The sequence below is a fragment of the Gracilimonas sediminicola genome, from assembly GCF_024320785.1.
Taxonomy (GTDB): domain Bacteria; phylum Bacteroidota; class Rhodothermia; order Balneolales; family Balneolaceae; genus Gracilimonas; species Gracilimonas sediminicola.
Genome location: NZ_JANDBC010000001.1, coordinates 1,925,028 through 1,946,737, shown reverse-complemented (window position 1 = coordinate 1,946,737; position 21,710 = coordinate 1,925,028). Strand labels below are relative to the sequence as shown.

General features: G+C 44.7%; 19 protein-coding genes. 6 read left to right on the top strand and 13 right to left on the bottom strand.

All coding sequences use genetic code 11. The features are described 5' to 3' along the window. Positions 1-28 precede the first annotated feature (28 nt). Positions 29-1,387, top strand: a complete 1,359-nt coding sequence (locus NM125_RS08810) for a choice-of-anchor B family protein (protein WP_255134538.1) — start codon at positions 29-31, stop codon at positions 1,385-1,387. A 239-nt stretch (positions 1,388-1,626) separates the two neighbouring features. Beyond that, positions 1,627-2,853 carry an aminotransferase class I/II-fold pyridoxal phosphate-dependent enzyme gene (locus tag NM125_RS08805; RefSeq protein ID WP_255134537.1) on the top strand — a complete coding sequence of 409 codons (1,227 nt, stop codon included), beginning with the start codon at positions 1,627-1,629 and terminating at the stop codon, positions 2,851-2,853. A gap of 247 nt (positions 2,854-3,100) precedes the next feature. Here the strand turns inward: NM125_RS08805 and NM125_RS08800 are convergent, their stop codons facing one another. Both NM125_RS08800 and NM125_RS08795 read right to left on the bottom strand, forming a co-directional pair. Next, on the bottom strand, positions 3,101-3,880 hold the full coding sequence (locus tag NM125_RS08800; protein ID WP_255134536.1) for a biotin--[acetyl-CoA-carboxylase] ligase: 780 nt from the start codon (positions 3,878-3,880) through the stop codon (positions 3,101-3,103). A 93-nt stretch (positions 3,881-3,973) separates the two neighbouring features. Further along, positions 3,974-4,273 carry an isoamylase early set domain-containing protein gene (locus NM125_RS08795; protein ID WP_255134535.1) on the bottom strand — a complete coding sequence of 100 codons (300 nt, stop codon included), beginning with the start codon at positions 4,271-4,273 and terminating at the stop codon, positions 3,974-3,976. A gap of 543 nt (positions 4,274-4,816) precedes the next feature. Between NM125_RS08795 and secA the strand changes: the two genes are divergently transcribed. Together secA and ppgK are read left to right on the top strand one after the other, a co-directional pair. Continuing rightward, a complete protein-coding gene (gene secA, locus NM125_RS08790) occupies positions 4,817-8,212 on the top strand; it encodes a preprotein translocase subunit SecA (RefSeq protein WP_255134534.1) in 3,396 nt (1,131 codons plus the stop codon). Positions 8,213-8,323: 111 nt separating this feature from the next. Next, positions 8,324-9,085: a polyphosphate--glucose phosphotransferase gene (ppgK, locus tag NM125_RS08785; RefSeq protein ID WP_255134533.1), complete on the top strand. Its 762-nt coding sequence runs from the start codon at positions 8,324-8,326 to the stop codon at positions 9,083-9,085. A gap of 3 nt (positions 9,086-9,088) precedes the next feature. On the opposite strand, the gene NM125_RS08780 is transcribed toward ppgK, so the two are convergent. The 9 genes from NM125_RS08780 to NM125_RS08740 form a co-directional block, all read right to left on the bottom strand. Continuing rightward, on the bottom strand, positions 9,089-9,466 hold the full coding sequence (locus NM125_RS08780; protein WP_255134532.1) for a VOC family protein: 378 nt from the start codon (positions 9,464-9,466) through the stop codon (positions 9,089-9,091). 65 nt (positions 9,467-9,531) lie between these two features. Further along, positions 9,532-9,975: a MarR family winged helix-turn-helix transcriptional regulator gene (locus tag NM125_RS08775; protein WP_255134531.1), complete on the bottom strand. Its 444-nt coding sequence runs from the start codon at positions 9,973-9,975 to the stop codon at positions 9,532-9,534. Between the two features lie 199 nt (positions 9,976-10,174). Beyond that, on the bottom strand, positions 10,175-10,726 hold the full coding sequence (locus tag NM125_RS08770; protein WP_255134530.1) for a fasciclin domain-containing protein: 552 nt from the start codon (positions 10,724-10,726) through the stop codon (positions 10,175-10,177). A 196-nt stretch (positions 10,727-10,922) separates the two neighbouring features. Continuing rightward, entirely contained in the window at positions 10,923-11,825 is a 903-nt protein-coding gene (locus NM125_RS08765) for a DMT family transporter (protein ID WP_255134529.1), read from the bottom strand. A gap of 72 nt (positions 11,826-11,897) precedes the next feature. After that, positions 11,898-12,230 carry a TraR/DksA family transcriptional regulator gene (locus NM125_RS08760; RefSeq protein WP_255134528.1) on the bottom strand — a complete coding sequence of 111 codons (333 nt, stop codon included), beginning with the start codon at positions 12,228-12,230 and terminating at the stop codon, positions 11,898-11,900. Between the two features lie 13 nt (positions 12,231-12,243). Further along, the gene (locus NM125_RS08755; RefSeq protein WP_255134527.1) at positions 12,244-13,032 is read right to left on the bottom strand and encodes a hypothetical protein; all 789 of its coding nucleotides are present in this window, start codon (positions 13,030-13,032) and stop codon (positions 12,244-12,246) included. Between the two features lie 81 nt (positions 13,033-13,113). Next, the gene (locus NM125_RS08750; RefSeq protein WP_255134526.1) at positions 13,114-14,580 is read right to left on the bottom strand and encodes a tetratricopeptide repeat protein; all 1,467 of its coding nucleotides are present in this window, start codon (positions 14,578-14,580) and stop codon (positions 13,114-13,116) included. 218 nt (positions 14,581-14,798) lie between these two features. Further along, positions 14,799-15,362 carry a transposase gene (locus NM125_RS08745; protein ID WP_255134525.1) on the bottom strand — a complete coding sequence of 188 codons (564 nt, stop codon included), beginning with the start codon at positions 15,360-15,362 and terminating at the stop codon, positions 14,799-14,801. Positions 15,363-15,482: 120 nt separating this feature from the next. Continuing rightward, the gene (locus NM125_RS08740; protein ID WP_255134524.1) at positions 15,483-16,910 is read right to left on the bottom strand and encodes an amidohydrolase family protein; all 1,428 of its coding nucleotides are present in this window, start codon (positions 16,908-16,910) and stop codon (positions 15,483-15,485) included. A 146-nt stretch (positions 16,911-17,056) separates the two neighbouring features. Between NM125_RS08740 and NM125_RS08735 the strand changes: the two genes are divergently transcribed. After that, on the top strand, positions 17,057-19,102 hold the full coding sequence (locus NM125_RS08735; protein ID WP_255134523.1) for an alpha/beta hydrolase family protein: 2,046 nt from the start codon (positions 17,057-17,059) through the stop codon (positions 19,100-19,102). Between the two features lie 97 nt (positions 19,103-19,199). Then, entirely contained in the window at positions 19,200-19,625 is a 426-nt protein-coding gene (locus NM125_RS08730) for a hypothetical protein (RefSeq protein ID WP_255134522.1), read from the top strand. 33 nt (positions 19,626-19,658) lie between these two features. Here NM125_RS08730 and NM125_RS08725 read toward each other — a convergent pair whose 3' ends face one another. Then, complete coding sequence (locus NM125_RS08725; RefSeq protein WP_255134521.1) at positions 19,659-20,135, bottom strand: DUF456 domain-containing protein; 477 nt, start codon at positions 20,133-20,135, stop codon at positions 19,659-19,661. Between the two features lie 34 nt (positions 20,136-20,169). Continuing rightward, positions 20,170-21,657 carry a histidine ammonia-lyase gene (hutH, locus tag NM125_RS08720; RefSeq protein ID WP_255134520.1) on the bottom strand — a complete coding sequence of 496 codons (1,488 nt, stop codon included), beginning with the start codon at positions 21,655-21,657 and terminating at the stop codon, positions 20,170-20,172. Positions 21,658-21,710: the final 53 nt, after the last annotated feature.

Here is a 21,710-nt window from a genome sequence, read left to right as displayed (position 1 = left end):
ACATTCTAAGAGATTAATCAACCGCCTTATGTTTAACCGTTCCTCTTTACCTGTCGCCATCACCGTTTTGGCCCTGTTTTTTTCAAGCTGTGACCTTTCCGAAACAAAAGAAAAAAGTGATGCCCCCTTTCCTTGCAAAGATGGCACCGCCATGGATTATGCTTGTGACAATGTGGATTTATTTGCCCATGTTTCCATATTTGAGCTTACCGGACAGTCATCCGGGGTGTATTTAAATGATATTTGGGGCTGGACCGATCCACAAACCGATAAAGAATATGCATTGGTTGGCCTGACGAACGGCATGTCTTTTGTGGATATTTCTGATCCGGAGAACCCGGTAGTGGTTGGCCGGATGCCGGAATCGAACCTTAATGCAAAGTATAAAGCGCTTCCGCTCGATCAATATCCGGCCTGTAATCTCGGGCTTGGAACCACAGCACGATCCAAATCAATCACTCAGGGCTCTTCCTGGCGCGATGTGAAAGTGTATGACAATCATGCATTCGTGGTTAGTGATGCTCAGCCCCATGGAATGCAGGTGCTGGACCTCACCAAACTTCGCGACTACGACGGCTCACCCATATTGCTCGAGCATGATGCTTTATACGACCAGTTCGGGCCATCCCACAACATTGTTATAAACGAGCAAACCGGTTTTGCTTATGCCGCCGGCGTAACGCAATCCATGATGTGCGGAAGCCGGGACAGCACCGGTTTACACATGATTGATATTCGTGATCCCAAAAACCCGACGTATTCCGGTTGCTATATCGATACCGAACCGGGCTTTTATCGTGTGGCGCCAGGTTATATTCACGATGCCCAGTGCGTAATTTACAACGGACCTGATTCTGAGCACCAGGGTAAAGAAATATGCTTTAACTCTGCCGAAGGTAATGTGGTTATCGCTGATGTTTCAGACAAAGAGAACCCAACCACCATCGGTTTTGAGCGCCAGGCTGATATGCAGTACTCGCACCAGGGTTGGTTGACTGAAGATCAGTCTTACTTTTTAATGAATGATGAACTTGATGAGCGAAACCTCGGTCGTGGCACAAAGACTTATGTTTGGGACGTGCGTGATCTGGAGAACCCGGAATTTGTAGGATATTACGAGCACAACACCTTTTCCATTGATCACAATCTGTATGTGAAAGGAAATTATGCCTATGAAACTAATTATAACTCCGGGCTACAGATTCTTGACCTGTCTGATGTAGAAAACGCCAACCTTGAGCGAATCGCCTATTTCGACACTCAGCCAGCAACTGATGCCTCCTCTTTTAAGGGAACCTGGAGTAACTACCCCTATTTTGAAAGCGGAATGGTTATTTTAAGTGATATCGAAACCGGCTTATTTATCGTTCGCCCGAATTTGGATTAACCTTCAGCCAAATTCCTGGAATTTAAAGCCCGAATTCACCTTCGGGCTTTTCTGTATCTGTAAGGGGCGGTTTCGGTTCCATTCATTCTGGCGTCCGGATTACAGCAATGTTAACTGCATGTTACCGAAGTGTCGGTTCTTTTGAGATAAGGGGATATTTGCGTACATTTAGCACGCTTTTAACATGGCCAGAAAGGCCATTCTAATCACAATTACAGCGAAAATCTCAGCGCATATTTATGGATTTATTTGATAAGCTTGAGGGCCGTCCAAGTCCACTTGGCCCATTCACTTCTGAAGGTTACGGGTACTACACTTTTCCTAAACTGGAAGGACCTTTAGGACCGGAAATGAAATTCAACGGCAAGGATATGGTCGTTTGGAGTATAAACGACTACCTCGGTATTGGAAGCAACGAGGAAATTAAAAAAGTGGACACAGAAGCCACTGAAAAATACAGCCTGAGCGCGCCAATGGGTGCCCGGCTGATGACCGGCAACACTACCGAGCATGAAAAACTGGAAGAAGAACTGGCAGCTTTTGTACACAAAGAATCTGCTCAGCTACTCAACTACGGTTATCAGGGCATTATGAGTACCATCCACTCCCTGGTAGATCGCAATGACTTCCTTATTTACGATGAGCTGAGCCACGCTTGTATTGTAGATGGTAAGCAGCTTTCCATGGCCGACAAGTCTGTGTTTAAGCACAACGACATTGAAAGCTTCAAAAAACAACTATACCGTGCCGACAAAAAGCGCAAAGACAATTCTTCCATCCTTGTTGTAACGGAAGGTGTTTTTGGCATGACCGGAGACCTCGGTATTCTTAAAGAAATTATTGAGCTCAAAAAAGAAGTACCTTTCCGCTTGCTGGTAGATGATGCTCACGGTATTGGAACAATGGGTGAAGACGGTTCCGGTACAGGAACGCACCTTGGCATTCAGGATGGAATCGATGTTTACTTCGGTACTTTCGCAAAATCATTTGCCCTGATCGGAGCTTTTATTGCTTCTGAGCCTCGTGTTATCGAATTCCTCAAAGCCAATTCACGCAGTCAGGTATTTGCAAAATCACTCCCACTACCAATGGCTGTTACCGCACGTAAACGCCTGCAGATGATTAAAGATCATCCTGAGTGGAGAGAACAACTGTGGAGTAATACACTCAAACTTCGCGAAGGACTTCGTGATCTGGGATATACGGTTCTTCCATCCGAAAGCCCCGTAACTCCGGTTCTGACCAAAGGAAGCACGGACCTTTGCCAGGATATTATGCGCAAGCTTCGTGAAGAACACGGCGTATTTGTAAGTGGTGTTGCCTATCCGGTAGTTCCAAAAGGAACGGTCCTGATTCGCCTCATCCCTACCGCAGCTCATAACGATGCACACATCGAGAAAACTCTTAAAGCCTTTGGCGCCATCAAAGAGTTTGTATTCGAAGCTGCTGAAAAGCTTAGTGCTTAATTAAAGCCCTGCTTTTTTAATTTTATTGCAAAGCCTGCTTGAATGAACAAGCAGGCTTTTTTTGTTTTATACTATCCCATCTTTGGTCATCAAATAGCGCAAGCGTCCGCTTGTGCTTTATTTGAACAGGAAAACCAATTTAGAATTACCTTTAGTCCAAACAGACGCTTAAACCAGATCCAAAACCAAAACGCTTGAGCAGAATCAGCCTCATAAATACTTATATGCATTAATATGCAAAGGTATATTATGCCTGAACTCGCACCTGCTCGTGAGAAAAGCTTCGGATGTCATAATCTTTATTGAGCGCGATGAGTGACCCCGATTCATTCACTCCGAGAAACTTAAACTCGCCATCCAGCTGTTCGTCATTTACTTCCAACCGGGTCCATTCCCCAAAACCAATCAGTGCCCGGTTTATCTGTTTCACCAGGTCGGCATCAAATTGATTCCATAACCGGTAGCGGTATTCAATTTTTTGAAGGATATCGGCCAACACCTTTTCTCTTGAAAACTCTTTGCTGCATTCCTTCCTTAAAGAGGTAGCTTTTTCAGCCAGCTCTCCCTGAAACTCAACTTGGTTTATATTTAAGCCAAGGCCAACTACCACACGTTCCAGCTTATTTCCGGAGAACTGAGTTTCGGTAAGAATACCACAGAGCTTTTTGTTATTGCACAGGATGTCGTTAGGCCATTTCAGTTTGGTATCAACTTCTGCGCAGGCATTCACAATTTCTGAAACAGCCAGAGCGCATGCTAAAGTAAGCAAGGTAAACCGTTCGGCTTTTTGAGGCTCAAAAACCAGGCTGAACGTCAGGTTTTTTCCCGGCTCTGCCTTCCATATGCGATCATATTGCCCCCGCCCCCCGGTTTGATCATCGGTTAAAACCAGCGCTCCATGTTGAGAATTCTCGCCATTAAGTTGCTTCGCATAGGAGTTAGTAGATGGCAATTCCTCAAAAAAATAAAAGCTACGTCCCAGCCAGGACGTAGCTAAATGATTCTCAAAAAGTTCTGAATCGAACAAAATTCAATCTCGCATTAGTTAGTGATAAACCCACCGAATCATACAAAGTAAAATAAACCCGGTAATGTTCCAGCAAAAATCTGGGTTCTATTATCACTCCCCAATCGAGACTACAGAATCTTCGGTACCAAATTCATTAGGCACGTATTTGTCCGCAGCATCGTCGTTTTCCCAGCGCTCGCCATCAATAAAGTATTTAAACTTATACTCGTTCTCAGGCTTCAGGCGAAGCGTGGTGGTCCAGGCATCTTTTTTCTTTTCCAGTTTTTCAGCAGCCGTATCCCAGTCGTTAAAGTCGCCGGCAACGGCCACTTCCTTTTCGGCCCATTCGGCGGGGATCGTAAGCCTTACTTTACATACCGTTCTTTTAGGAGTGAATTCTTTTGAAATCATGACAAGTGAGTTTTATGAAGATTAACAATACTCAAATTTATTTATAAAATTTAATCTATACAATACTAATGCAATATTTTTGAACGCTATTATTTTAATAAACATTAATTATTTAGTAAAAATTATAAAATTATATAAATAATAAAATATTGGAAGCGATTCTATAACTAAGCAATTGTTCATCATATGATGTTTAGATTAAGAAAATAAAATCACCGGAAGGACTTTTTGTTAATCTTTTCCTCGTTACGAACTTCCGGTTCGTAATGCATGACAGAACCTCTGGTTCCTTGTTTATGGCAATGTCTTACCTATAGCAACCCCTCTGAACCAGAGGTTCAACCAGGCATTCCCAACGGGGCATCGGGTACGAGGTCAAACTTACACCGAACAGATAGGCTGTTTTACCTGAATAGTTCTGCCAAAATAAATTATGGCAGGATATTTGTAATCATTAACGTGCAAACAGTTGAACCGCCCTTTATATAAGGTTAACTTCAACCTTCACATTAAAAATTATTCGCAGAGTACGAGTACCCCATTATGGATATATTAGATAAAGTTGGTAAGGTGATTACCAAAGTCTTTGGTTCCAAGAGTGAGAAGGACATTAAAAAGATTCAGCCTATCGTAGATGAAATCAAGAGCTACGAAGAGCAAATGAAGCAGCTCAGCGATGATGAGCTTAAAGGCAAAACGGAAGAGTTTAAGCAAAAAATAAAAGATGCTACGGCCGAAACGATTGCCGAGATAAAAGAGATTAAGAAGCAGCTTGATGATATTGAGAACATCGGGCCTGGCGAACACCGCGAAATGGCGGAGCACCTGGAAGAGCTGGAACAGCAGGAGCTGGACATCATCGAAGAGGTTATGGATGACATTTTGCCCGAGGCCTTTGCCGTGCTTAAAGATACCTGCCGACGATTTGTCGGAAAATCCTGGAAAGTGGGTGGCAATGAAATTACCTGGGAAATGGTGCCCTATGATGTACAGCTAATAGGTGCGATTGTACTGCACCAGGGCCGCATTGCTGAGATGAAAACCGGTGAAGGTAAAACACTGGTCGCCATATTCCCGGCTTACCTGAATGCCCTTGCCGGAAAAGGCGTACATGTTGTGACGGTGAACAACTACCTGGCCATGCGTGATGCCGAGTGGAATGAACCTATTTTTAATTTCCACGGCTTGCATGTGGATTGTGTGGACCGCTACCAACCCAGTACCGAGCAGCGACGAAAAGCCTACAAAGCTGATATTACCTACGGAACGAATAACGAATTTGGCTTCGACTACCTCCGCGATAACATGGTAGTTGAACAGGAGCAGTTGGTTCAGCGCGAACATCACTACACCATTATTGATGAGGTTGACTCCATCCTGATTGATGAGGCCCGTACTCCACTTATCATTTCTGGTCCGGTACCGCAGGACAACAAGTCCGGGAAATACGTGGAAATGAAGCCTCGTGTAGAATCGCTGGTTAATGCCCAGAAGAAATTGGTTGCCAATCTTGTGAAAGAAGGAAAAGAGCTGCTCGATGAAGGCGATGAAGAAAAAGCCGGGCTCGCCCTCTTCCGTGCCGTTCGCGGTTTCCCGAAAAACTCACAACTGCGAAAACTTCAGCAGGATCCTAAAATTCAGAAACTGATTCAGAGTACCGAGTCTTTCTACCTGCAGGATAACGCCAAAAACATGCCTGTGGTGGATGAGTACTTGTTTTACGCGGTGGATCCAAAGATGAATTCCATTGAAATGACCGAAAAAGGCCGGGAGTTCATCACCAAAAAAGGAGAAGATGAAGACTTTTTCGTAATCCCGGATTTAGGGGAAGAAACGGCCGTCATCGAAAAAGAAATTGAAGAGCTCGAAGAAGAGAAGCTGAATGAAATCAAAAAAAATGACGACTTCAGTGAAGAGTATAAAGAGAAGAAAATAGCAGAGGCCAAGCAGGAAGTCCGGCAGGAACGAGAGCGCAAGTTCAACGATCTGCACCGGTTATTTGCTGAGCGCGGAGACCGTATCCACACCGTAAATCAGCTGCTAAAGGCTTACACTAACTTTGAACGGGAAGAGGAATACATCGTTCAGGATGGCAAGGTAAACATCGTGGATGAGCACACCGGACGTGTACTTTCCGGACGTCGATATTCCGATGGCTTGCACCAGGCGATTGAGGCTAAAGAGGAAGTAAAAGTTGAGGCTTCCACACAGACCTATGCTACCATTACCCTTCAGAATTATTTCCGAATGTATAACAAACTGGCCGGTATGACCGGTACTGCGGAAACAGAAGAAGGTGAGTTTAACGAGATTTATGAACTTGATGTGGTTGTCATCCCCACCAACAAGCCTATTGCCCGCGATGACAAAGAGGATCTTGTTTTTAAAACCAAGCGGGAGAAATTTAACGCATCGGTTGAGAAAATCCGCGAGTACCATAAAAAAGGTCAGCCGGTATTGGTGGGTACTACCAGTGTTGATGTATCTGAAAAGCTGAGCCGTATGCTGCAACGCGCCGGCATACCGCATAATGTTTTGAACGCGAAACAGCACGCCAAGGAAAGTGAAATTGTAAAACAAGCCGGTGAAATCGGAGCCGTAACCGTAGCTACCAACATGGCCGGTCGTGGTACCGATATCAAGCTTGCCAAGGGCGTGAAGGAAAAAGGCGGACTGGCTATTTTAGGTACCGAGCGTCACGAATCGCGCCGTATTGACTTACAGCTTCGCGGACGTGCTGGTCGTCAGGGTGATCCCGGTGAATCACAGTTTTATGTATCGCTGGAAGATGACCTGATGGCGTTGTTTATGAGCGACCGGGTAGCCAATGTGATGGATAAACTCAGCTTTGAAGAAGGCGAGGTTATTACTCATCCATGGATTACCAAGTCGCTGGAGAGAGCTCAAAGTAAAGTAGAGCAAAATAACTTCAGCATCCGTAAACGACAGCTGGAATATGATGACGTACTGAACAATCAGCGTAACGTGATTTATGCCCGAAGAAAGCACGCTCTTTCCGGGGATCAGCTGCGAACAGACATCATGGACATGCTGGATGACCTGATCGAGTCGACGGTGGAAGAACATGTAGCTGCCGGCGATTATGACGGACTTCATGAGTCTGTTTTACGCCACCTTGCTGTAGATGTGGACTATGATCGTGAGAAGTGGTTCAACATGAACGAGCGGGATCTGGCCGATCACATTATCGACAAAGCTATTGCTGCTTATCGTAAGAAAGAAGAACGAATGGCCAAACCGCTTTATGAGGTAATGAAGCGAATTACGGAAGCCAATCCGGAAAATCGTCCCGATAAAGTTCAGGTTATTTTCACCGACGGAATTCGCCGCATGCGCATTGTGGTGGATGTAGAATCAGCTCTTGAAAATGAAGGACGTGAAGTTGCACGATCTCTGGAGAAAAGTGCCATCCTTTCCATTATCGATCAAAAATGGATGGAACACCTGCGCGAGCTGGATTCCGTTAAAGAAGGTATCGGATTGCGTTCGTTTGCTCAGAAAGATCCGTTGCTGGAATACAAACGTGAAGCATTTGACATGTTTAAGATGTTACTTGACGACATCAACCAGGAAGCTATTTCATTGATATGGAAGGCAGTACCAGAAGTGCAGGCCGAGGATTCCAAACTTGAGAAAGCTCAGAAGCAGAAATCACGTTTCGACACTTCCTCGATGGAAACCCAGCACGCCGACTCTACCGGTATGGGACTCAAGGCGCCGGCTCAGCCTCAGCAAAATGGAGGGCAGAAACCACAGGGTGGAAATGCAAAACGTCAGCCGGTTGAAGTTGCTGATGAACCCGGACGAAATGATTATGTAACCGTCCAGAATATGAGCAGCGGCGAAACCAAAGAGATCAAATGGAAATACGCCAAACGGATGGTAGATGAAGAAGGCTGGGTAGTAGTCGAGAAGTAATTCATTCACCTTTTTCACAGGCACATAGCAGGTCACAAGATTTTGCGTCCCTGCTATGTACCTAAACATTTTTTCGCTATGTTTGTCCCGAACTAATTAAACACCGGATTTGTGGAAGTTTTAGGGATCGATATTGGAAGTTACGGCATCAAAGGTGCCATCGTGGATACAGACAAAGGAGAGATTGTATCCAAGAAACGAACAACCGACAAAATTGATGATACCCGCCCGCATAAGCTCATCTCAAAACTGCACAAGGTGGTTAAGAAGTTTGACTGGGATGGCCCGATCGGATGCGCCTTCCCGGCAGCGACCAGCAAAGGAATCGTACTCTCCACAACCCGGATGGATCAAGGCTGGGTGGATGCCGATGCCGACCACCTGTTTACTGAAATCACCGGCTGCAATGTCAGCGTAATTAACGATACAGATGCTGTTGGCTTAGCGGAAATGAAATTTGGCGTTGGCAAAGAACAGCGCGGAACCGTAATTGTATTGACGGTGGGCACCGGAATTGGCTCATCCATTTTTGTGGATGGCACGTTGGTTCCCAACACTGAATTAGGTCAGGTTGAAATAAAGGGAATTAGCATTGAAGAAAGAGCCTCGAACCGGGTCCGGAAAGAAGAAGGAATCCGAAAGAAAACCTGGGGCAAACGCCTACAGCTGGTATTAGAGCAGTATGAGCGGCTTTTTCATCCCGATCTTTTCATCCTTGGCGGGCAGCTTTCCAAAAAAGCTGATAAAACCTTTCCTTACATCAAAATAAAGACCAAGTTTAAGGCTGCCAGCCTGCTTAATAATGCAAGTATTGTGGGCGCGGCTTATTACGCGGCCTCGGTTCAGCTTAAGAATAAAGAGTTCTACCGGTAGGTGTTATTCGTTGGAATGGAGCGCTATTCGGTTTCCTTCGCTATCCAGTATCACGGCCATATAGCCATTATCTTCGGTGATAAGTCTTTTTGGGATCATGACTTTCCCCCCGGCCTCTTCCACCCGGTCAAGAATGTGTTGTAAATTGGGATTGGCATTCAGGTATAAAAGCGGGCCGTGACTTTCACTCGGAAAGTACCATTCCTTATTCTCAATGATAGTGCCACCCACAGTTCCGGTAGTAGCCGGGAAAAGTGCCATACGTAAACCATCTCCTATGTCAAGTTCCGGCATTTCAAACTCAAAGATTGTTTCGTAGAATTTTTTTGCCCGGCCAATATCGTTGGCCGGTATCTCGAACCAGTTTATCGCATTATTCATCTAATACATTCCTCCGCCTGAATTTTAAAATAATTGACCGATAGTACAGGATAGAGGGGTTAAATTCAAGAACGCGCTTTTTCGAGCAGCCAGTTCAGCTGCTCGGCTTCTTCTTCGGAAAGCAGCGTGAACTTTTCATCGAGGGTATGAATACGATCTTCGATCTGTGCCAATAAACGAAGGCCTTCGTATTTGATGAACACCTGAATCAAGCGACCGTCATTAGGATCCTTTCTTTTTCGAACGAGGTCTTTTTTTATAAGCCTGTCCACAAGGCGGGAAGTATCCGAGCTTTTGTCCATCATTTCCTCCTGGATTTGCTTGGTGGACATCGGTTCGTTATTGGCTGCCTTCAATATTCTGAGTATTGAAAGCTGCTGCGGTGTTAAATCGAATTCATCCAGGAACTCCTTTATGGCCGCCCGAAGCCAGACTTCCGTTTCAAAGATGTTCGTTCTCAGTTCCCGCCATACATTTTTTTGAGCCGTTGCAGTAGCGTTAGCATCCATTAGATCAGGTTTTTTTGCAGATGATATGATTGCGCTCAATATAATGTCTGAACATCAATGTTCAAACGCACAATATCGATTCTCTTCTTTTACTTGGGAATCGGGCCCTTAAGGTTCTCCTTTTGTTGTTAGACAGAACCACATAAAAAATGCCGAACCCGCTTTACCGGATTCAGCATATCAATCATGGTGAACTTGTTTAGAATAAAAAGACCTTGTCAACTACGTGAATAATTCCATTGGTAGCACTTACGGTACCTAAGATTTTAGCCCCGTTTACATAGGTTTCCCCATCCTTCTTTTCTACCTGTACATATTGGCCCGTGGCAAGGTAAATTTGAAACCCATCGGTTAACTGACTCATTTTCAAAGAAGAAGGCGAGGCATGTGAGGTTAGAATGTTAGCTAATTTTTTCTTGTTTTCAGGCTTTAGCAGTTCTTCCACTGTACCTTCAGGAAGAGCATCAAAGGCTTCATTTACAGGGGCAAAAACTGTAAGAGGGCCGGCATTAACCAATACTTTTTGAATTCCTGCTGCCTCAATAGCTGCTGCCAAGGTTGTATGGTCTTCAGAGCTTTGGGCAATTTGAAGAATATTAGGCTCAGACACTTCATCAACAACTCCGGCCTGCCCAAGAGTATTTGAAGACACATTACTTGAGCTGGATTGTTGATTCTTATTCGTACAGGCAAAAGCTAAAAATCCAATTATTGTGAAGAGCAGTACGGGATTAAACGTTTTCTTAAACATGGTTTTGAAGGTTAGTTAGTAGGTTTTAATACCTTTTTATCTTAAAACTAAATGCATTACTAAAATTGTATCTAAAATCTACCTACCAAATATAAATTTTGTGTGAAGTTACCAATAATACTGTTTACATCCCTTTGAATAGATCAACGCGGTAATCTCAGGCATTACCATTGTCACAATATTTAACAAAAGAGACTCAAGTTCTTTGTGAAAGAGGCGCCTGCTTTGTTTTACCACGTTCCAGTACAATAAAGTTACCGGAGATAATGAAAGCCACCCCCACCATGGCTGTTATCGTCCAGCTATAGTTTTCAAATATGGTGGATAATATGAGGGCGATGATGGGAACTACCAGCTGAACATATCCCGCCCGGCTGGCGCCAATTCGACCTATTAAACTCAGGTAAGCCCCGAATGCAAAAACGGACCCAAACACGCCCAAGTACAGCAGGGAAAGACTATAGGAGAACGCTACACTGTATGAAAATTCATATCCAGCCAACAAAGCGACCACAGCCATTGCAATTGCGCCATAAGTCATCCCTATAGCATTAGTTTGGATTACGGGCAAACCGGCTGACTGATTCCTTGCCGAAATGATATTACCCAAAGATGCAATGTATGCTGCACCAACCGCTTGCAACAGCGCAATGGAAGCAGCATCAGAGAAAGAAAAGCTCAGCAGGTCACGGTAGAAAATCATCACGATACCCGTTAACCCAAGAACTGCCCCGCCATACACCTTCCAGGGGATAACATTCTTCAGAAAAATACGACTGTTGAAAATATTCATGAACAGCATAGTAGAAAAAACAAGAGCCACCAATCCACTTGTAAGTGTCTGCTCAGCGAGATATACCATCCAGTAGTTAAACCCAAACAAGAACACACCCTGAAGAAATATGAACTTATGTTCGGACAGGCTGTAGCGAAGATTTAATCTCCTGATTATAGCATATCCCAGCAGTATCAATCCGGCCAACAAAAACCGGTAGCTTACCGAAACAATAGGGTCAACCTCCCCAACCTGAAAGGTGATGGCAAACCAGGTGGAGCCCCAGATCAGGGCCGGTATGAGATATAGAATTACATTTTTCAAAGCTGCCGATGTTACTTAACCGGCTAATATTTAGCAATAGTATCTCTCAAAAATTGTAAGAAAGCCGAACGGCTAACCTACACACTTCACGCATCGGGTAGTATGAGGCATGTACTCTAAACGGCCGAATGGAATTTCCTCTCCACATCGCGAACAAAGGCCAAAATTATCGGCTTCTGCATTCTCTTTAGCACGTTCCAGCTTTTTGAGCTGTTGGGTTTTCTCTCTCAGCGACGACTCATTTATGGTCTTATTATTAATGGCATCCATCCTCGAAACCCTGCCGATGGAGGCGTCCAATGGAATGGGTTTCACCAGCTCCTGAAGCTCAGTGATCTCTTCTTTTGTTTCTTCTATTCTTGAGCTGATGATTTCTTTGAGCTTCGCCTTTTCGGAGTCCGTCATGTACCGCAGTTCCCTACTTTTCCTGATAAGATATTAACTTCCACAGTTCACTATTCATGATTTCACGGGTGTTGATGATAGCATTCATTGTCTCGGTGAAATTAGCACGTGGCATCACACTTTGCATAATCTCGTTGGTGAAACCATATTCTATATTGCTGACTTTATCGTAAAAATCAGCCGTAATAAAATTAAACTCATAATTAGCTCCGCCGGGCTTCATTAACGAATAGGTTCGCCAGTTATGCATCTTGTCCTGATTAATTCGCTCTTCATGTAACGGTCGGGCAATATCATTTTCGAGCGCGAGATACTGATTTTCCATCCCGGGCTTCACCCGCATAAAGTTTACAACGGCATATCTGCCGGGTGCGGCGTCCATGATATTCATCACGCCTGCCTCCGTTCTCCAAAGTTCAGAATACTGAAAATCAGCCAGAACCAGTGACTCTGACAATACTTTATTTCCTCCGGCTGAAAGTAATTCATTAAACCTCTCTCCTTTAGCCATAATAGCATCCAGATCCTGATAGGTACGAACCAAAACATAATTGTATTTACTCAGGCTTCCACCAGGATAGACAACCTTATAAAAATAACAAGCGGTCAAATCTCCGGATGACACTTCTGAATCTAAAATAGGCATCCACTTTGACTTAACGAATTTCTCGAACTCGGCCAGTTTCTCCGTCTCAACTTTCAGGTAGTCTATGTTTAGATAAGCCCCTTCTTCAGTCTGAGAATAACCGGACACTGCCGTTATACAAACTACTACGAACGTAAGCAAAGCAACCTTTTTCATACCGCACTCCATTTGTTAACCCTTACTCTAAGGTATAATAATGCGGCAAAATTTCAAGTTAGAAAGGTGTTTTGCGTAGATTTATCGCGAAGCCAGCCCCTTAGCCTTCTCCTTGCCGAGCACCGACCTCCTACGTTTAGGTGTACGCTCCAATTGTTTTTCGTAAGCGGCAATGGCTTCTTCGTATTTATTCATGTCCAGCAACACATCACCTAATAACTCATAGGATGGCTTTACAATAGTTGGCGGGCCAAAGTCGATGGGTAATTCAGACTCGGCCACAGCCGTTTCTTTCAACAATTGAAGTCCCTGCTCATTCTTTCCTTCTTCAATCAGCAGTAAACTCTTTATCTGATTCATCTGAATATTTCGATCCGGACTTTCAGGTACTTCCTTTAATTTATCCAGGTTTTGATGTGCTTTTTCAAGATTACCCATTTTTATAGCTGCCAGCGCAGATGTGAAGAAATAGTTTTGACCGGCTCTGTTTCCTTCATCATAATCTGCCGTCCATTCCGCGACCTCCACCCAGCTTTCACTATCAACAATAAAGTGACCGCGCATCACAGAAAAGTGCCATTTTTCTCCACCTGTCGGTTCTTTTTGAATTCGGTCGTAGCATTTTAACAGAACCTGACGGGCTTTTTCTTCTTCTCCGGTTTGAAGGTATCCATATTGTAACCACCAGGTATAATGACCGCAAACGGTTAAGTTTTCCCCGAGTTCTTTTTGGCGAGTTTGCTGAACATCTCTCGCCACGATATTTGCATCAATGGTTTCTTCCCACATTCCCAAAGCAAGGAAAATGTGTGAGGTCATATGTTGGGCATGTGCGGCTGCAGGAGCAATCTCGGAGTAGGCCTTTGCCATCGGTAAGCCAAGCGGAGCATGAACAGGATCGTCAAAAGAATGAATGAGATAATGAGCGGCACCGGGATGTTCCTTATTAGCGTTCCATACGTCAAACAGCTCAGCGGCGGCTTCCATGTAAATGGCAAAATCGCGCCCTTCATGTGCGGTTCCCAAAATCGACAACCCGTAAAATGCAGTAATCTCATGATCATCGGGATATTTCTCATGTAGTTCCTTCATGAATTCCATGTACAAATCATCACGCTCTTCCTTGGAGAGGTTTTTTGCTTCCTCGGTATTACCATAAAGCACTTCCAGCGACATCAATAAATCTTTTTCTCTTTGGGTAGTCGCTTTTTTCTGCCGCTCTTCAACGGTTTCTCCAAGTTTGCTCAGAATGGCCATCGCCGCTACCCGATCCTGCTGCATCCAGATAGGATGGTTGTGAGACTTGGCCTCCCCATAGTAAGCCATTACAAAGTCGGCGTCCTTTTCCTGAGCTCGCCTGAAAGCACGGGCGGCATCCCCGTATTCAAAATTATGCAGAAACTTCACCCCTTCAGTAAAATCAGCCTGCGCTGCTTCCGCTCCGGAATTAGGAAAGTCGATTTTACCCAACAGCTTATCCTGAGCTATTGCGTCAAACGAAAAAAGGAACAGGGGAATAATCAGAAGTAAAGAAAGATGGCTTTTCATGGTTCTACTATTTGGTGAACTGCTATTATTGATATACAAAAGATGCTGCCCTTAGTTAACCTTTCCAAAGTTAAGCTAATATTCTGGAATTACATTATACCTTAAACAACTTTGGAAAGGTTAGGGTATGAGCCCCGTAATAACTTTTCCAAAGTTAAACCATTATATCAATACAACAACTTCTCCTTCTAACTTTGGATAAGTTAGTCAGAGGAGGGCTATCCCATTTTATGAGCAACATAAAAGTTTTTAATCCCTCCGAATAAATCTAACGTCTTTTCCCGGTTTAGAAATGTTTCTTCTGAGTTCAGATAAACGGGATATGAAGAATACGGATAAGCTTTAATATCATCTGAAAATCCGTGTTTTAAGGGGTTCAGGTGTATATAAACAATTGTTTGCCTAAAGTAATCTTCGGGATCAATCTCTTTTCGTTTAAAGTTCTTTTGAAACAAACTCCCTACCCGGCCTTCTTGCTTATTTATTGATTGGGTATAAGAACTAAAGAAATGCGCAATATGCTTTGATGGTGAGCGCAACTTTCGCGTGTTCAAGCTTCTTTCTTCAAATAAAGCTTGTTGCTCATTTACCGGCCTGACACTAACTAATACATGAAAGTGATTCCCCATCAAACAATAGGCATATGTTTCTAATACATGAAAACAATGTTGGCGAAATTTGGTCAAAAAATATCTATAATTGGCCTCGGTATAAAAAAGCTTTTCCCGATTGTTTCCCCGATTATAAATATGATAATATCTATTTGGTTCAAGCTTAATCATCGTTCTCTCTAACTTTTTAACCTTTCCGAATTAAAGCCCTTAGTTAACCTTTCCAAAGTTAAACTACTATATCGATACAACAACTTCTCCTTACAACTTTGGAAAAGTTACTTTCGGAGGCTATTCCGTCTGAACTTCCCCAACATCCATCAGCTTTCCTTTGATCATCACGTGGGTTAATGACCGCATATTCGAGATGTCATCGGCGGGGTTTTCTTCAAGTAAAATCAGGTTAGCCAGCTTCCCGGATTCAAGTGTTCCGAAATCATCTCCGCGACGCATAGATTCGGCCCCGTTTTTTGTGGCCATCACAATCAAGTCTTTGGCCGGAATCCCGGCTTGCTGCATGTATTCCATTTCATCATAAATAGAAATTCCGTGGAGAGTTCCCGGGTTACCCGCATCAGTACCAACAACAATGGGGATGCCGGCCTCATACACTTTCCTAAGATTCGTTAAAAGCATCTCCCGGGTCATGTCCGTTTCAGGGTTAAAAGACTGAAGCCGGTTTTTCATATTTCCGGATAGTCGCGGATGGTTCTGAAACTGACTTGCTGAAGTAATGAGCTCCATGGTTTTAGAATCCACACAGCCATTGGGATCTGTAACCGGAATCGGGGCAATATCTGCTGCTGCACGAAATGCAAGCATATACCCGGCACTTACAATCAGGGTTGGGTTGTAGTACGTACCATTTTCTTTCGCCAATTTGATGAACTCGTCATCAACCTCCGTATTCTGCACGCTATGTACCAACAGCTTGGTACCATTACGCAATGCCGCTTTGGCCTGATCAAGCGTTGTGGCATGGGAGATCATTTGGTTTCCCTGCCGCCGAATTTCATCAGCTGTGGCCTTAACACGCTTCATATATTCATCGCTATCTTCATCAAAGGTCCAGAATTTAATACCTGTACTTCCCAAAGCAGATAAATACTGAACCGTTTTCACTCCTGCTTCCTCCGAATCAAGAGTGACCAATACTTTGTCTGAAGGAAGATCGAAAGGAGCGCCGGGAACCGGAGTAATCAATGGACCTGCTGCCGCTACATGAGGGGATTTGGGGTTATTCTCCGCCGCCTCCTGCAAATCGATGGACCAGCTCATTCCACCTACATCATACACCGCCGTAATTCCTGAACAGAGGTATGAATTGTAGTAGCGCTGAGGGTTTTGCTTCTGATAGGCCGCTACTTCTGCAAATGGATATTCGTTGGTGATATCCATCGCGTCTGGCCTGCTGTCAAAAAAACCGGTTTGGAAAAAATGCATGTGTGCATCCACAAGTCCGGGAGTGATGTATTTCCCTTCTGCATTTATAACTTCTGCCCCCAGCGGTACTGAGCAATCTCCATCTTTACCCACACAGTCGATTTCTCCTCCCCTTATTACCACCATACTGTTCTGAATGGCTTCAGCTCCGGTTCCGTCAAATAAAGTTGCTCCCGAAATTACCGTTACTTTTTTATCGGGGTCTGTTTCGGTGCACCCGGAAACCCCAATGGCTGCTATTATTAATGCTACATTAATCCATGTATTGTATTTCATACGGTCTCCAAAATTGAATTATGACCGGATTTAAGCATTTAAAATCAGCTTTACAAATTGCACTCAATTTTCACCTAAGTCTTTAGATGAGTGGGCTTATTAAGTATATTCCCTCAACTCAATCAATCATAATCAGGAGGAAACCAATGACTTGTTCTTCATTCCGAAAATCGAGCTATCTAACAACGCTTATTCTGGCGTTTACGGTTGGATTTATGCAGCTTGGGCTGGCCCAGAACGGCCTCACCCCAACACAAGTTGCCAAAATTAAAAATGTCGGCTCTGTTTACTTATCAGCTGACGGAAGCACTGCCGCCTACACGCTTTCCGTACCGGCCGACCCCATGAAAGAAAACGCCTTGCCCAGTACTCATCTGTACATAATGGATGTTTCGAGCCGGGAGACTTCACCCTTAATAACCGACATGAACGTGAGTGGCATTGCCTTCAGGCCCGGTAGCACTAATATTACCTACCTGGCGAAAAAAGAAGGAGATGAAACTAATTCATTGTATGAGTTGAACGCTGAATCCGGAGAGTCTAAGAAGCTGTATTCCTTTGAACGAAATATTGCCGGATACAGCTGGGCAGCTGATGGTAATCACATCGTATTCAGGTCTGCAGAACCTCAAGATGAAAGCGAGTCACCGCTTCCCTACAGCCCGGAAGTTTATGAAGAGAATTTGACGAACACCTGGGCCTACATCCAAAATGTTGCCATGGCAGAACATGAGCCCCACCGCATTCCGGTTGAAGGTTCTGTATATGATGCCGTGTGGAGTCCGGACCAGCAAAAACTTGCCGTAGCCGTTGCTCCTACTCCTTTGGTTGATGATTTCTACATGAGCCAGAAAGTGGTAATTATTGATCACAAAACGCGTGATGTAGTTGCCGAAGTTGACCACGAAGGGAAGCTCGGGCAAATTACCTGGAGCCCAGACAGCAAGAAACTGGCTATGATTGCCGCTGCCACCATCAACGATCCTATTGCCGGCCGACTGAAGATTGCCGATGCTGCCACCGGCGAAACTACTTTACTTAAAGAAGACTTCAAGGGCAGCTTCGAACAAATAGAATGGGCGAACGCCAACACCATTCACTATTTAGCCAGCAAAGGAGTTTGGTCAGAATTTGGAAGCATTAAAAGTGACGGCAGCCAGATGAAAGCGATTGTCCCTACCGGCGGAGCTATTCTGAATTCATTTGCCCATGCCGGAAACGGAACTCATGTTTTCAACGCCAACACTCCGGATCATCCCGGTGAATTGTACCTGATGAAGAAAGGAGATAATCAGCCCCAAAGAGTAACCAACAGCAACCCTTGGCTTGACGAAGTTCCAAAAGGAAACCAAGAAGCGGTTACTTACACCACCAAAGATGGTATGAAAGTAGAGGGAATTGTTATTTACCCGCTGGATTATGAAGAAGGAATGCGTTACCCAACCATCACTGTGGTGCATGGCGGACCTGAAGCTCACTACGATAACGGCTGGCTGACCTCCTACTCCATGGCCGGACAAATGGGTGCTGCAGAAGGCTTTGTTGTATTCTATCCCAATTATCGCGGAAGTACCGGACGCGGGATTGAGTACGCCATGAGCAGCCAGGGCGATTTAGCCGGAGCCGAGTTCGATGACATCGTAGAAGGGGTTGATTACCTGATTGCAGAAGGCGTGACGGATGAAGCTAAAGTCGGTGTAACCGGCGGTTCCTATGGCGGTTATGCCACTGCATGGATGAGCACCAAATACAGCGATCGTTTTGCTGCCGGAGTGATGTTTGTTGGTATCAGCAACAACCTGTCTAAATGGGGAACCAGTGATATTCCTGAAGAGCTGTATTACGTGCATGCCCGTAAGCGAATCTGGGAAGATTATATGGGATACCTTGAGCGCAGCCCAATCTACCATGTGGACAATGCAAAAACCCCGCTGCTGATTATGCACGGGAAAGAAGATACAAGGGTTGATCCCGGACAGTCTTATGAGCTCTACCGCCACATCAAAACACGGACTGATACTCCCGTTCGATTGGTACTTTATCCGGGAGAAGGACATGGTAACCGTCATGCAACCGCCCGATTTGATTATAACCTGCGGGCGATGCGGTGGTTTAATGAGTACCTGAAAGGGGATGAAAATCAGCGTCCTGACACCGAACTGGAAGTAGAGAAAATGACGATCGAAAACTAATTTCCTTACATAATATCTCCTTTATTAAAGGCTTTTACAGAAATGTGAAAGCCTTTTCTTTTTTTAGCGATATTCAGCTACCACAATACAGATACTTATGGCAGATCAAAACAGAAAACCGCCAAGAGCATTTTCATGGGTTTTCATGGGAACAGGAATTGGCATTATCCTTATTTCCTTTGAGGTGATTCTTGTAGATGATTCATCTGTGAATGCTCCTTTATGGGTGATCGGGATTTGTGGCCTGATATTTTTTCTGACCGGAGTGCTGATTTATTTAGGAGAAAAGTCGCGCTACAACAATCTGCTTGCTGCAATCATGGTAGCAGCGATGGGAACCGTAGGCAGCTGGGTAGCATTATTTGGGATTGACCCAGGTTTTTCGGGAGGAATTCCCTTATTAAGTGCAGATTTCAACCTATCTCTGGCTCGCCTCTTGTTTGGCTTTGGAGGATTTCTATGTTTCCTGATTGCAGGCTATGCACTTAAACAACAGTTTACGAGAAAAGAGAACTCGAAGTAGAGCTTTTCTACTCGTTCGTGGACCAGTTAATCTTTAAATGGATACGTTCGCAAAGTAGTGATACGCCATTACTCCGGCTGCCATCACTTTTAAACCGGTTGCGGCCATAAATCCTACAAATGAACCTAAGGCCGACTTCAAGGCTTTATCGGATTTATTTCCGGCGATAAGTTCTCCAAGAAAAGCACCAACCAGAGGTCCCAGCACGAAACCAATGGGAGGAAAGAAGAGTCCGGCAATCAGGCCTACTACAGAGCCGGTGACACCATAGGGAGATCCGCCGAATTTTTTGGTTGCCCAAGCCGGGATCACGTTATCCAACACAAACCCCACTACGATTACGATCACCGCCCACACCAGTAGAAATGTGAGAGAAAAAGGAGCATATAAAAACTGCAGGATCAGTAATCCCACATAGCTGAAAGGAAGTCCGGGTACGACCGGAAGAAAAGCTCCGGCCAAACCAATTAGCATTAACAGTGCGCCGATAATTAGTATGATAAGTTCCATGGGAGCTACACGATTCTGAAGCCTTTAAGTTTCATCATTCCAGCCCAAGCGGATTCAGTAAATCAGATTGCATGAGCAGTTGCACCGCTTCGTTAATCTCATCCTTAAAAAAATGATCTTCCTGCGCATGCGGAATCTGCTCACGTATATATTTGTGCGCACGATCTACGCCAGCTCCCGGTTTCAGCGGTTTTCGGAAATCAAGGGCCTGGGATGCCGTAAACAACTCGATAGCCAGCACCTGCTCTACATTTTTGAATACATTCAGCAACTTCAGTGCCCCGATGCTTCCCATACTTACATGATCTTCCTGTCCGAGGCTGGTCGGAATAGAGTCAACGGATGCAGGATGACACAGTACCTTATTCTCCGACACCAGCGCCGCAGATGTATATTGAGGAATCATAAAGCCGGAATTTATCCCGGTTTCTTCCATAAGCAGGGTAGGCAACCCATCGTGTCCTTCAAGCAGTAAATAGGTTCTCCGCTCTGAAATACTTGCCAGTTCAGCCAATGCAATAGCGGCGTAATCCAACACCAGTGCCAATGGCTGTCCGTGGAAATTACCCCCGCTGATAATATCCCCGTTCTGAAAAACCAGCGGATTATCCGTTACCGAGTTTATTTCGGTTTGAACCGTGGAAATACAATGAGCGATGGCATCCCGGCTGGCTCCATGAACCTGTGGAATACACCGAAGGGAATATGGGTCCTGCACTTTCCCACAATTTCGGTGCGATTCCAAAATCTCACTATTCTGAAGCAAATGACGAACATTCCGGGCTACGGTTTGCTGTCCGGTATGGGGGCGAATTTCATGAATGCGCTCATCAAAAGGTTTGATGCTGCCTTGCAATGCTTCCAGGCTCATGGCTCCCAACAGATCCGCACTTTTCAATAGTTTTAGAGCTTTCTCCAGCACAAATGCCCCATAAGCGCTCATCAACTGCGTACCGTTTATTAAGGATAGTCCATCTTTGGGCTGAAGCTCAATCGGTTGCAGGGTATGCTTTTTCAAAACTTGATCTGCAGGAATCGTATCGGTTCCATCCTCATTCCAGAAAGAACCAAAACCCAACAGCGGCAGCGACATATGAGCAAGCGGAGCTAAATCACCCGATGCCCCCACGCTGCCCTTCTCAGGTATCACCGGGATTAAATCATGATCAATGAAATACATGAGTCGGTCAAAGGTTTCTTTAGAAATTCCGGAAAACCCTATTCCCAACGCATGAATTTTGAGCTGAAGCATCAACCGGGAAACCTCTTTGGGGATCAGGTCTCCGGTTCCCACCGCATGAGATAAAATCAGGTTTCGTTGCAGCTGTTTAAGTTGGTCGTCTCCAATTCGTTTAGAGGCGAGGATTCCAAAACCGGTGTTAATACCGTAAAACGCCTCATTTTTGGTGAGGGCATCATCCACCACCGCCCGTGCATCCAATACAGGAGAAGGATCTTTCTTCAGCTGATTTAAAGACCGTTCAATATCCTCGTATAAGCTGCTGATCTTAATTTTATGCATGTCTTCCTTTTTAGATTCCCTTTTTACCTTTTCCTGATCGTAACTTTTCCAAA

Coding starts and splice junctions, on each gene's coding strand:
- NM125_RS08810 (WP_255134538.1), top strand. CDS start 29: ATGTTTAACCGTTCCTCTTTACCTGTCGCCATCACCGTTTTGGCCCTG.
- NM125_RS08805 (WP_255134537.1), top strand. CDS start 1,627: ATGGATTTATTTGATAAGCTTGAGGGCCGTCCAAGTCCACTTGGCCCA.
- NM125_RS08795 (WP_255134535.1), bottom strand. CDS start 4,273: ATGATTTCAAAAGAATTCACTCCTAAAAGAACGGTATGTAAAGTAAGG.
- secA (WP_255134534.1), top strand. CDS start 4,817: ATGGATATATTAGATAAAGTTGGTAAGGTGATTACCAAAGTCTTTGGT.
- NM125_RS08780 (WP_255134532.1), bottom strand. CDS start 9,466: ATGAATAATGCGATAAACTGGTTCGAGATACCGGCCAACGATATTGGC.
- NM125_RS08775 (WP_255134531.1), bottom strand. CDS start 9,975: ATGGATGCTAACGCTACTGCAACGGCTCAAAAAAATGTATGGCGGGAA.
- NM125_RS08770 (WP_255134530.1), bottom strand. CDS start 10,726: ATGTTTAAGAAAACGTTTAATCCCGTACTGCTCTTCACAATAATTGGA.
- NM125_RS08760 (WP_255134528.1), bottom strand. CDS start 12,230: ATGACGGACTCCGAAAAGGCGAAGCTCAAAGAAATCATCAGCTCAAGA.
- NM125_RS08755 (WP_255134527.1), bottom strand. CDS start 13,032: ATGAAAAAGGTTGCTTTGCTTACGTTCGTAGTAGTTTGTATAACGGCA.
- NM125_RS08750 (WP_255134526.1), bottom strand. CDS start 14,580: ATGAAAAGCCATCTTTCTTTACTTCTGATTATTCCCCTGTTCCTTTTT.
- NM125_RS08745 (WP_255134525.1), bottom strand. CDS start 15,362: ATGATTAAGCTTGAACCAAATAGATATTATCATATTTATAATCGGGGA.
- NM125_RS08740 (WP_255134524.1), bottom strand. CDS start 16,910: ATGAAATACAATACATGGATTAATGTAGCATTAATAATAGCAGCCATT.
- NM125_RS08735 (WP_255134523.1), top strand. CDS start 17,057: ATGACTTGTTCTTCATTCCGAAAATCGAGCTATCTAACAACGCTTATT.
- NM125_RS08730 (WP_255134522.1), top strand. CDS start 19,200: ATGGCAGATCAAAACAGAAAACCGCCAAGAGCATTTTCATGGGTTTTC.
- NM125_RS08725 (WP_255134521.1), bottom strand. CDS start 20,135: ATGGAACTTATCATACTAATTATCGGCGCACTGTTAATGCTAATTGGT.
- hutH (WP_255134520.1), bottom strand. CDS start 21,657: ATGCATAAAATTAAGATCAGCAGCTTATACGAGGATATTGAACGGTCT.